Source organism: Ensifer sp. SSB1, assembly GCF_016652895.1.
In the GTDB taxonomy this organism is placed as follows: Bacteria; Pseudomonadota; Alphaproteobacteria; order Rhizobiales; family Rhizobiaceae; genus Ensifer.
In genome coordinates, this window is sequence record NZ_JAEPRP010000044.1 from 31,550 (window position 1) to 43,885 (window position 12,336).

At 59.0% G+C, this 12,336-nt stretch carries 7 protein-coding genes; 4 read left to right on the forward strand and 3 right to left on the reverse strand.

Features of this window, described 5'->3' with window-relative positions:
- Positions 1–142: 142 nt before the first annotated feature.
- The 3 genes from I8N66_RS13510 to I8N66_RS13520 all read left to right on the forward strand — a co-directional run bounded on the left by I8N66_RS13510 (position 143) and on the right by I8N66_RS13520 (position 7,990).
- Positions 143–3,466, forward strand: a complete 3,324-nt coding sequence (locus I8N66_RS13510; RefSeq protein ID WP_291154410.1) for a TM0106 family RecB-like putative nuclease — start codon at positions 143–145, stop codon at positions 3,464–3,466.
- Between the two features lie 385 nt (positions 3,467–3,851).
- Entirely contained in the window at positions 3,852–6,668 is a 2,817-nt protein-coding gene (locus I8N66_RS13515) for an AAA family ATPase (protein ID WP_291154412.1), read from the forward strand.
- The gene (locus I8N66_RS13520) at positions 6,668–7,990 is read left to right on the forward strand and encodes a restriction endonuclease (RefSeq protein WP_291154422.1); all 1,323 of its coding nucleotides are present in this window, start codon (positions 6,668–6,670) and stop codon (positions 7,988–7,990) included. The genes I8N66_RS13515 and I8N66_RS13520 overlap by 1 nt, the downstream gene beginning before the upstream one ends.
- Before the next feature lie 385 nt (positions 7,991–8,375).
- On the opposite strand, the gene I8N66_RS13525 is transcribed toward I8N66_RS13520, so the two are convergent.
- Entirely contained in the window at positions 8,376–8,852 is a 477-nt protein-coding gene (locus I8N66_RS13525; RefSeq protein WP_291154414.1) for a very short patch repair endonuclease, read from the reverse strand.
- On the opposite strand from I8N66_RS13525, the gene I8N66_RS13530 reads away from it, so the two are divergent.
- Positions 8,833–10,452, forward strand: a complete 1,620-nt coding sequence (locus tag I8N66_RS13530) for a DNA cytosine methyltransferase (protein WP_291154416.1) — start codon at positions 8,833–8,835, stop codon at positions 10,450–10,452. The two genes, I8N66_RS13525 and I8N66_RS13530, sit on opposite strands and share 20 nt — an antisense overlap.
- A gap of 57 nt (positions 10,453–10,509) precedes the next feature.
- Here I8N66_RS13530 and I8N66_RS13535 read toward each other — a convergent pair whose 3' ends face one another.
- Positions 10,510–11,820, reverse strand: a complete 1,311-nt coding sequence (locus tag I8N66_RS13535) for an ATP-binding protein (RefSeq protein ID WP_291154418.1) — start codon at positions 11,818–11,820, stop codon at positions 10,510–10,512.
- 172 nt (positions 11,821–11,992) lie between these two features.
- Positions 11,993–12,336 (reverse strand): AIPR family protein (locus tag I8N66_RS13540; RefSeq protein ID WP_291154420.1); only part of this gene is annotated, 344 nt, incomplete at its 5' end.

Genomic DNA, 12,336 nt, shown 5'->3' on the forward strand with positions numbered 1-12,336 from the left:
CATTTTCGTTTCTTGTCCTTCGTTTGTCGGACAATGCCTGGGTATGCCAAGTATTGACACCCTCTTAAGCTATTGATGATGATAATGCGATCTGTCGGGGCTTGTCCCTGGTGGATCGGCGTTCGGTCAGTCGGGGCGCGTTATGAGGGACATCGGCGGCAATATCCTTTTCTCGGCATCGGATCTGATGCGGTTCATGGGGTGTGCCCATGCGACCACGCTTGATTTGGCGCATCTTCGAGGTGGAGGACCTGATCCTCGCGAGGATAGCGAAGACGCGGTGCTTTTGCAGAAACAGGGTGACGCTCATGAAGCAGCCCATCTGGCGCGGCTGCATGCGACGGGTCGCGGTGTGGTCGAAATCGCGCGAGGCAATCTGGCGGCGAATGCCGAGACAACCCGTGCCGCGCTCGCCTCCGGTGCGGAGGTGGTGTTCCAGGGGGCATTTCTTTCGGGTAACTGGGGCGGCTGGTCGGATTTCCTAAAGCGGGTGGAGCGTCCCTCGGCGCTCGGGAGTTTCAGCTACGAGGTCGCGGACACCAAGCTCAAACGCCGCCCACACCCCAAGCATGTGCTGCAGCTCGTGCTCTATTCCGACCTCCTGACCGAACTACAGGGCGTAGCTCCAGAATTTGCCCATGTCGAACTGGGCGACGGCAGTCGTGCCACGCTGCGATTGGCTGATTACGCTGCCTTTGCCCGGATGGCGCGGGAGCGGCTTGAAAATTTCGTGGCAGAGCCACAGCCGACGCGGTCGATTCCCTGTGCTGATTGCGGGCTATGTCGTTGGGCGGATCATTGCGAGAGCGTCTGGGAAGCTGAGGACAGCCTGTTCAACGTGGCCAACATCGCGAGGGGACAGGTAAAGAAACTCGAGGCGGCGGGCATCACGACGATGGCGGCGCTTGCCGCAGGTGATGGTCCGGTACGCGGCATGGCGATCGATACGCTTGGCAAGCTGCGCACACAGGCCCGATTGCAGCACGCTCGGAAGTCAGGCGCACCGCATTACGAGTTGCGCCCAGCGCAATCGGGCAAGGGTTTTGACCTGTTGCCTCAACCGCAGGCGGGCGACCTCTTCTACGACATCGAAGGTGATCCTTATTTCGAGGGTGGCCTCGAATATCTGCACGGCGTCTGGTTTGACGGGCAGTTCCGCTCTTTCTGGGCGCACGACCATGCAGCCGAGGCGCAGGCGCTGGCGGAACTTTTCGACTTTTTCCGCGCGCGGTTGGCCGAATACCCACAGGCTCGCATCTATCACTACGCAGCCTACGAGACCACCGCGCTCAAGCGCCTAACTACCAAATATGGGATCGGCGAAGCCTTCCTCGACCGACTCCTGCGCGAACGGCGCTTCGTCGATCTCTATGCTGTGGTGCGCGGCGGGCTGATTGCGTCGGAGCCCAATTATTCGATCAAGTCGCTCGAAGCCTTCTACGGTCTCAAGCGCGAGGGCGAGGTCAAAACCGCGGGTGGGTCGGTCGTCGCCTATGAAAACTGGCGCGAAACCGGCGAGCAACAGGTCCTCGACGAGATCGAGGCTTACAATCGCATCGACTGCCTCTCGACCGAGATGCTGCGTGATTGGCTGGTGTCGATCCGTCCTGATGGCCCTTGGCCGCTGATCGGAGAGGATGCTGGCGCACAGGAGATCGAGGAGGATGCTGAAGCCGCCTCGCTGCGCGCGCAGCTCGCCGCATCGGATCTGCCTGAAGACCGGCAGGCAATGCTCTTCAACCTTGGTCTGTTCCACAAACGCGAGGCGAAGCCCGCCTGGTGGGCAATTTTCGACAGCCTCGGCAAGGAAGAGGATGATCTGATCGACGATCTCGACGCGCTTGGCGGGCTTGTCGCCACCGGACCGGCCGAACCAGTCAAGCGGTCGGTTCAGCGGACCTATCGCTTCCCGCCGCAGGAAACCAAGCTGCGCGGGGGAAAGAAGGCGACTATCCCGACGCCGGATGGCATGGCCTCCGTCAGTATCGAAGCATTCGACCGTATGCGTCGGATAATCACGCTCAAGATCGGCGGCGCCAGGGCGGAGCTGCTCACCGACAGGTTGACGCTGCACCCCGATAAGCCGATCGGCACCGACGTCATCGCCGCGGCGTTGCAGGACGTGATCCTGGATCAGTGCGGGTCGCGCCTCTATCGCGCGGTCGATGACCTTCTGTCGTGTGCACCGCCGCTACTGACGGGTGATGGACCGATTATGGCGGGCGACGACTCGGTCTCTGCCACGATCTCCGCCGTCCATCGTATGGATGGGACGCTTCTGCCCATTCAGGGCCCGCCCGGCACCGGCAAGACCCACGTCACTGCCCGCGCAATACTGTCGCTTGTTCGTGATGGCGCGCGTGTTGGCGTCGCGTCAAACAGCCACGAAGCAGTCCGTAACGTGCTGATGGGATGCCTCAAGGCGCTCGATGATGTGGATCTGCCGATTGCGCCCGATCTTGTGCACAAAGTCTCAGGCTACGAGGACGGCTATCCGGAAGAATGCGCCGTCCGCCGCACCACTGACAATGCCGAAGCCTCGGGCGGTGGTCATGTCGTGGGGGGAACCGCCTTCTTTTTCGCACGCGAGGAAAACATCCAGGCATTCGACTGGCTGTTCGTAGACGAGGCGGGGCAGGTGGGCCTTGCCAATATGGCGGCGATGGGTCGGGCCGCAAAGAACATCGTGCTGGTTGGCGACCCCCGCCAGCTACCGCAGGTCATTCAAGGTGCACACCCCGAACCCGCGAACCTCTCCTGCCTCGACTGGATGCTGGGCGAGCATGCAACCGTGCCACCCGATCGGGGCATCTTCCTGCCGGTCTCTCGCCGGATGCACCCCGAGGTCTGCCGCTTCATCTCGGATCAGGTCTACGAGAAGCGCTTGACCAGCCATCCCGATACCGCTCGTCAGGCGGTGACCGGCACGACCTTCCCGCAGGCGGGCGCTTTCTGGGCGCCAGTCGTGCATGAGGGCAACGCGCAGGTCTCGCCCGAGGAAGTGGAGGCTATCCACGCCGCTACGGCGGAATTGATGCGCGGTCATTGGACCGACAAGGACGGGATGACCCGTCCGATTCGCGTGTCCGACATCATTGTCGTGGCGCCTTACAACGCGCAGGTCAACGCTCTCCGCGAGGCGCTGCCGGAGGCGATCCGCGTCGGCACCGTCGATAAGTTCCAGGGCCAGGAAGCGCCCGTCTGCCTGGTCTCGATGACAGCTTCCTCGGCCGAGGAGACTTCGCGCGGGATGGAATTCCTGTTCTCGCTTAACCGCATCAACGTGGCAGTGTCGCGTGCCAAGGGGCTGGCGCTGGTCTTCGGGGCGCCGCGCCTGCGCGAAGCCAAGTGCGATACGGTCGAGCAGATGCAACTCGTAAACACGCTCTGTGCGCTGCCGACCTGGCAGGGCAAGATCCGAGGCCAAACCTACACGGCTGCCAAGAGAGGTCCCGATGCCAGATAATCCTGAGAACGCGCTCTCCCTCGTACCCAGGCACCTCGCACCGTGGGCAAACATCATCGATAGAGGCTGGCCGATAGAGGCTGGGCCGGTGCCCAGTGCTGCCGAGGCCCAGCACGCTCTGGAACTTGGTGCGCAGGCGGGAACCAAGGTTGGACTTGCTTGGGTGATGTATTGCCGGCGCCCTGAGGGTGCAAGTCACAAGGAAGTCACGGCAGTTTGTGGCGGACCTCAGCGAAATGCTGCTAACGAAGCGGCGCAAAAGCGAAAAGTCGCATTTGAATCCCGGAAGCGAGCAGATGGAACCTTGGCCCACTTCTTAGGTCTCCCTGGCGGAAATCTTGGAGAGCCAGCAGCGAAACCCGTCGCGAAGTTGCTTGAGGAGATTATGCTCGACCCGGCTGCAGTGACTCGCTGGATCGAGCGCCTTCGCCTGTTCTTTCCCGGTCTCGACCGGTTCGACAAACCCGACCCAGACTTCGATGCCGGGGAACGCGACTACAAGCTGGAGATCGCTACGGAGTTGCGATCGGCGCTTAAGAGAGCTGCCACCGAAGAAGAGAGCGCAGACGCAATCCACTCGGCGTTGGTGAAAAGCAACCTTCTACCGTGGCGAGCCTATTGGCCAATGTCGCCCAAGGGCGACGCGGATCGGGAACGGCTCTGGCCAGCCCTTTCAGATCTCGGGCGGGCGGCGCTGGGCGCACCCGAAGGTCATGCCGCGGCACTGGAGGCCTTCGTTGCGGCGTGGATGGAGGCTGTGCCGAAGGGGTCGCCCGACTCTGCCCGACAGATTGCCGAGTTCTTGTTTCTGCATATTTCGCCGGATGAGGGCACCTACATCCGTCACACTGTCCGCCAGGATCTGTGGCTCGAAGCGGTAGGTCGCAAGTTTCCAACCCATGCCTCCATGGCTCAAACATACGCAGAGGAACAGCGATTCATGCGGGCGGTGCGGCAAGCGTTTGAGGAACGCGGTCTTGCTCCTCGAGATATGATCGATGTGCAGAGTGCGCTCTGGGTGGTCCACAGTTACAAGGATAACGAGGATGGCAGCGCCACATCGCAATCTCTTACTCGTGAGGCGGTCGAGGCCGCCATGGATGCCTATGATGAGTATCGGAAAACCGGTGAACATGGTGAGGTATTTGATAGTTTTGGTGAGCCTCGCGACTATTGGGTTCGCTCGACGCGAGCCCGCGAAGGCCGGATCTATCCGACCAAACCCATCATCGGCTTTGTCCGTGGCAAGACCGAGTTGAATGGTGGATGGGGACAGCGAGGGGACGCTGCCGCCCAGCTGCACAATTCTGGTTTCATTATTGTTGGCAGCGACAATATGCCAGTCGCGCCACCTGAGCGGCATGACCACCTGATCCGGGATGCGGACAGGATCCATCTCTGCGCTGTCAATTATTGCCTCGAGCCAGCCCGGGAGAGAGGCGCGCGAGAAATCACAATCCGCGCAGGGAATTTGGCAAAAGACATGGGCCTGCAGAACGCAATTCCCGCTATCTGCAGCGCTTTGGGCGGAGAGAACCTACAGCAGATCGCCAAAGTCCCGGCACCCACCCACACAGAGCCAAACCCGAGCAGCTCGACCACCTTCACATACAAGCTTGCAGCGCAGGTAGAGGCGGATCCCGTGACCGAATTTTCCAGAGCGACAGCACAGGCGGCAACCAACTTGATCCTCTACGGCCCACCCGGTACCGGCAAGACCTACCATACAGCCTGGGAAGCGGTCAGGTTGTGCATGGGCGATGCTGTGGCGGAAGGCCTCCGAGGCAACGGCAAACGGGAAGCGTTGATGGCCGAGTATCGCAGACTGGCCAGCGAAGGCTTGATCGAGTTCGTTACATTTCACCAGTCCATGTCCTACGAGGAGTTCGTAGAGGGTCTGAGGCCGAGCACCGGCGATGACGCAGGTGACGATCCGGAAGAAATGCAGGTCAGCACTGGTTTTCGTCTGAATCCTCATGACGGCGTGTTCAAGCGCATCAGCGAACGCGCCAGACTCGATCGCGCAAATGATGGAACAGCTTCACGGCTTGACCGAACTGCACGTGTGTTCAAGGTCGCACTGGGACAACGGCAGATCGAGGATGACAGGATACGCTTTGGTCTTGACCAGGGGATCATCCATGTCGGCTGGGGCGGCGACATTGACTGGTCCGAGGAGCGCTTTGACGATTTCAACGAGATTCTCAGCGAGTGGAGGGCCCTCAAAGACCCCGACGCAACTGGGCATGACGGCAACATCGTCGTCACCTATTCGTTCAGGGCTGACATGCAAATCGGCGACTATGTTGTCGTGTCGGATGGACGCGACCGGATTCAGGCATTCGGTAGTATCAGCAGTGACTACTTCTACGATCACGATGCCGCGTATCATCCACATCGACGCAAGGTAGAGTGGATTTGGCGTGATGACTTGGGAGCAGAGCGCAGTCGGTTCTACCCGAATGCCTTCAGGCGGCACTCAGTTTACAAGCTGAATCAGGCACTCGTCGACTGGGACGAGCTGGAAGCACTTGTCTTCGGCGGCGAGGGGCCAATCCCGAGCAGCTCCGCTCGGGAACACGTGCTCATCATTGACGAGATAAATCGTGCGAACATCTCGAAGGTGTTTGGAGAACTGATCACGCTGCTGGAGCCCGACAAGCGGTTGGGCATGACAAACGAGATCCGGCTCATGCTGCCCTATTCGAAGAAGCCGTTCGGGGTACCCGCGAACCTGCATATCATTGGCACGATGAACACCGCTGACCGGTCGATTGCCCTGCTCGATACGGCGCTGCGCCGCCGCTTCACGTTCCATGAACTGATGCCTGATCCTTCGGTCCTTCCCGCCGACGTGGACGGGATCAACCTGCAGAGGCTTCTGACCACGATCAACGATCGCATCGAGTATCTCTTCGACCGCGAACACCAAATCGGACATGCCTACTTCACCGGCTGCGAGACGCGCGACTGTGTCGACGAGGTCATGCGCCACAAGGTCATCCCGCTTCTCGCAGAATATTTCTACGAGGATTGGTCCAAGGTTGCCGCTGTTTTTGGTGACACCGGGCAGGGGCCGGCGCGGTTTCTGGAGGCCCGGCGGCTCGCCGCACCTGCGGGCCTAGCCGAGGCCGATTTTGCCGGTGAAAAGCTGCGCTGGCGCGTCAAGGATCAGTTCGATTTCTCGGAGTTTGAGGCTTGATGCTATCCTACACGTTGCGCGAGTGGGAGGCGCTGCCCCATGGCGAGGGGGATGGCTGCATTCCGTCGCGTCTTGCTGCACGGCTGGTGGCGCTTGCCAAGACGTCACCTTTTGCAGGCCGGGGCGGCAGTGGGGTTCTGGAGGATCGACGGCACGAACTTCGGGCCCGCGGCGTGGTGGGCGTGCTCGCCGCACAGGGCTGCGGCCTCGAAATTCTTCCAAAGATCGACGTCGCACCGGAGGAAGGGCCCGAGCGTCAGAACACGGCCATCCGCAAGCGCCTTGTCCATATGCTCGCAGTTGCGCTGGATCTGAAGATCGAGACTGGACGGATTACCGAACTGGACTGGCAGCATGAGACTCTTCTCGAAATCCTGATCCGAGTATTTTGTGACAAACTGACCGAAGCGGTCCGCCGTGGGATGCCCCGTCGTTACATCGCCCATGAGGATGATATTTCAACTCTGCGCGGTGCACTGGATGTACGCCGTCAATTCACCCGGCATGCTGCCAACCCGGGATGGCTTGCCTGTCGCTTCGATGAGTTGTCGGAAGACATGGCGCTCAACCGCATCATGAAAGCGGCCATCGCGCACCTGTCCAGGATGTCGCGGAATGCAGCCAATCAGCAGCGCCTTCGAGAGCTCGCCTTCGTCTATGCCGATATCACGGATGTTCCGGCACCAGTCCTGAAATGGGAGGAGGTCGTCATCGACCGGACCAACCGCGCGTGGCAGGAACTGCTTGGCCTGGCACACCTGTTCCTGCGTAACCGGTACCAGACGACGAGCAGCGGGTCCGGGCAAGGCACGGCGCTCCTCTTCGAGATGAACGCGCTTTTCGAGGAATATATCGGTCGATTGGTCTCGCGCGCCCTGGCTGGCACTGAATTCCACGTCACGCTGCAGGGTGGGCGGCTGTTCTGCCTGACCGCCCTGGACGGCGAACGCGCCGTGTTCCAGACCAAGCCCGACATACTGATCTGGCGCGCCGGACAGGTCGCTCATCTGATTGACACAAAATGGAAACGGATATCCGCGCGGATCGATGATCCGAAGCAGGGTGTATCCCAAGGCGACGTCTATCAGATGATGGCTTACGCTCATCTCTACAAAGCGCCCCGGCTGACTCTGCTCTATCCTCATCACGAGGGGCTCGGCGCCGAGGAGGGCGTTCAGGCTCATTTCCGGATCACTGGCCAAGAGACGGTCCTCGAAACTGCGAGCGTTGACGTGGCCGTTGGGAAAGACGAGGAGATCGTGTCGCGCCTCAGGAAGAAGATACTTCTGAGGTCTATTGAGGAACGGCTGGTCCCCCAGTGAAATGCGGATTCCGACCTGAAGCCAGCCAGCATTCCGATCAAAGTCCGGCCACCGTTCCGATTTGATGCCGGCCACGATTCCAATAAATTGCCGGCTGGTTTCCGGCTCTGACGATACCCCCTGGCTCAGCAACTTTGGCATCAAGCCTCCCGGCACACGAGGAGATTTTGATGCCAGCTTGCGTCTCGCCATTCACTCCACCTCGTTCAAATCGAGGTGCAGAATGACAAAGACGGCGCGGGCGAAAGTCGATCTTTTGTCGCCGAAAAGACTGTCCCGGATTTAGCGAAAACGCTGTCCGCGATTTAGTGGAATCGCTGTCCGCGAATTACCGGAACCCGCACTCTCGCCACCCGCATCGGAAAATCACTTCGCTGGCAGGGCCTTATTCGTGCTTGTGTTCGCTGATCAACTCCGCGCCGCCCAACTCAAGCTCCGTTGCATTGCCAAGAAGCCATGCAACCAGCTGCTCAGCCGCCAGTTCGTCTTGATCGGGCCTCCGTAGGGCACACTCCCAAACCGTCGCCACGCGCCATCCGTCTTCCAGAAGCGCCCTTTTAACTGCGAGGTCCCTTGCAACGTTTGCTTCGAACTTCGTCTGCCAGAACTCTGGGCGCGTAGATGGTGTTGTGGTGTAGCGGCATCCCGCATGGCGATGCCAGAAGCAGCCGTGTACGAAAACCACGGCGCCGTGTTTCGGCAAAACAAGGTCAGGCCGCCCGTGGACGTTCCTCGCATGTAGCCGAAAGCGGAAGCCGCGCGCATGCAACGCCCGCCGAAGCGCCAGTTCCGGCTTCGTGTCCTTTCCTCTGATCCCGGCCATCATCCGAGAGCGAGTCTGCTTGTCGACGATATCGGTCACGTGCTGCCTGGTCTTTGTTACGAAACCTGGTATACACCGCCTGAGTGATTTTCGTCAGGAGCCTGATTTGCCTGCCACTTTCGGTGTCGTTGATCTGTTTGCCGGTCCCGGCGGACTTGGGGAGGGCTTTGCCGCTCACGTCGAGGACGGGCATTCGCCGTTCCGGATCGGCATCTCGGTCGAGAAGGAGGCTTCGGCGCATCGCACGCTAATGCTGCGCGCATTCCTGCGCGAGTATCGGGCGCGGTACAACGCCTTGCCCGAGCAGTTCATCGAGTTTCATGCGGGGCTGATCCCCGAGCCGGACTGGGGTGTGGTCGAAGCTGATGCATGGCGTATAGCCATCGACGAGGCCCGCTGTCTCGAACTCGGTACCGAAGCTGCGGCGACGGCGATCGATGGTGCCATCGCGAAGCTGCGGGGAAGCTACGACGACACGATCCTGATCGGCGGCCCACCTTGTCAGGCCTATTCCCTTGTGGGGCGCGCCCGTGCCAAGGGCAAGATTGGCTATGTGCCCGAGGAAGATGAACGACACTACCTGTTCCGCGAATACATCCGGGTGCTCGACAGACTTCGTCCCGCCGCCTTCACGATGGAAAACGTCAAGGGCATGCTCTCTTCCACGGTCGAAAGCCGCCTCGTCTTCGAGATGCTGATGGACGATCTGTCCTCGCTTGGCACCGGTCACGGCCATCACTACGAACTGCGCGCGATCCGGGTCGAGAATGGGAGAGCCAGGCTGCAGGAGGCGGCGCAGCCTTCGGACTTCATCGTGCGCGCCGAGGCATTCGGAGTTCCGCAGCGACGCCACCGGGTGATCATTGTCGGTATCCGGTCCGACCTCGCGGGCAGAGCCAACGGTGCCGAGATCGCCGTTTCCGGCATGGCGCGAACGGTCTGTGAGGCAATCGGGACTATGCCTGCGTTACGCAGCGGCATCAGCCGTGGCCGGGACGATGCGTCGGGGTGGCGGAGCGAGGTCGTTGAGGCGGCGAAAATGCTGGCCGGTATCTGCAAGGGGAAAGACGACGGCCCGCTTCGGGACGGGTTTTCGTCCGTCGCGAAGCGTCTGGTGGACGGATTGCCGAGCCTTCGCGCGGCGTCATATCTGCCGGAGGGCTATGGCACTTCGAACAATGAATTGCTGCGCTGGCTCGAACGGCCGGAGCTGCGCGCCATTGCCCAGCACGAGACGCGTGGACACATGGCCTCGGACCTCGGGCGTTACCTGTTTGCCGCCGTGTTCGGGGCAGCGCGCGGATACAGCCCGAAGGCTGCCGATTTTCCCATCGCGCTTAGTCCGGATCACCGCAACTGGCACACCGGCGTCTTCAATGACCGCTTCCGCGTCCAACTGGCCGACGAGGCCTCGACCACGGTCACGAGCCACATCTCCAAGGATGGGCATTACTTCATTCATCCCGATCCGATGCAGTGCCGCAGCCTGACCGTGCGCGAGGCGGCGCGGCTGCAGACTTTTCCCGACGACTACCTTTTCCTTGGGAACCGAACTCAACAGTACGTTCAGGTCGGAAACGCCGTGCCGCCATTCCTCGCACGGCAGATCGCCAAACTATTGGTAGCCTCCATTAATTGAGTTGGGGCTTACACAAGTGAACGAGAGCCTTGTTTGCCGGTAGATATGTCTTGCCTCCTAGGCTGCCCTGATTGCGGCGCCTTCCTTTGCTGAAATAATTATCACCTCGTCAGCGTTCGCAAGATTTATTATTGCAGATGAGTGGGTTGCAACGAATATCTGGCCAAACCTCTGTGAAGCAAAATCCATCATTCGAACCTGCAGATCTGGGTGAAGATAGATATCCGGCTCGTCAAGGACCAAAACTGCTCTATCTGAACCACGCATGAACTGAAGAACCATTTGCATCCATACCTGGAGGCCAAAGCCTGACCAGAAAATCTCCCTTGGAATTCCATCTTCGAAGAACATCATCTCCAACGGCTCCCCATTTCCGATAACTTTGGGGCGATCGAGAGATATATCTGGCCAAGCGGCTGATACATTTTTTGAAAACTCATGGAACTCTCTTTCCGTGCGTCGGATAAGGATGTTCCTAAGGTGCCTATGGGCTGTGCGCGTATTCTCGCTGCTGGAGATGGTCTTGTCAGTCAAATAGTACTCGCGCTCATCAACCGGACCTAAAGTCGGCACCACTACCAACGATAAAGGGAACTGACGTTGAAAGGCGGCGGTCGTTCTGGGTAGTGGCCCCTCAGTAAGCAGGTAGGCTTTGATTGGATGATCTGGGTGGAGGATGATCACAAACTGCGAGCCGTTCCTCAATGAAATTCGAACCGAAGCCGGATTGTCCGAGTAATTCCACGTGATGTTTGTTATCGGAATCTTCAATGCTGTGGTTGGCAGTGTGAAGCCAACGCAGCTTTTCCCCTCAAATTCAGTTAATTCCGGCACTCGTCTAGACACAAACCGAAGCACATCATGTGTTACTCTTAGTGCGTCAAGGATGCTCGATTTACCGGCATTGTTTCTGCCAGTAAGAATATTCTTGGCACCTGCATCAAGCTGGAATCTTCGAAACTTCTTGAAGTTCTTCAAATGAATGGACGCGATGTGTCCTCCAATTTTCGTACTGCTTGTGTTCCTATCTTCATTGACTGCCTTCCTCAAAGAAGTGACATCGGGTTTGATTGTGCGCTTATCCTGATCTCGAAGTTGAAGTTGCCCATCAATCTCGTATGTTGTGACTGGCGTGTGAGAATTTACCCAGTCGATTGACCAGTCAGTTTCTTCATGGTCCCAGCTGGTATAGTTGACTTCCGCGAATCCACCTTTTGAGACGGAAGTTGATCTTGCTCGATGGAAATCTTCTGCGGTGATTTCCGATTCTAACTCCGATGACGAGTACTCTGGGGAAACGTAAGAAGTCTCCTCGACATCGGTGGTTGAGCCTTGGTGAACTTTGCCAGATTTCTGATCTTCTTGCATTTGCTCGCCTTGTTGAAACCTCGAGGAGGACTTGCGCACCCATTATGGAATTGGAGTCATGCACAGGTAAATCCATGTTGAACTCTCTCATGGATAACTCTCAAAGCAATCATTGCTTTTCACGATAGGTCCGATTTGCTGACAATTCCTTCAGGGTCGTCTGATGATTGGTTCAATGGCTCTTCAACTCGCTAATTCCCTCCAGTTGTTGAGGGAAGTCTGCCACTTTGACTCTGTCCCAGATCTCCCGGCGTTTCGCCACCTCCGAAAACTGCTGGCCAGGCGCGATCCGGTTAAACTCGGAATTTACGACGGCCGCCCAATCCCAGAGTAGATCGCGCAGTCCGGTTGAAACTCCCTGTCTCATCCAGATCTGTTCGAGGTCGAGCCTGTCGCCAAGCCTGTCCGCGACGATCGACACGACATAGGTGGCGATGTTCACCCAGCCCTGCCGGAAGACCTCTTTCGCCTCTTTCGTCTTGATCAAGCTCTCGATCGCCTTTAACAGGATGACCT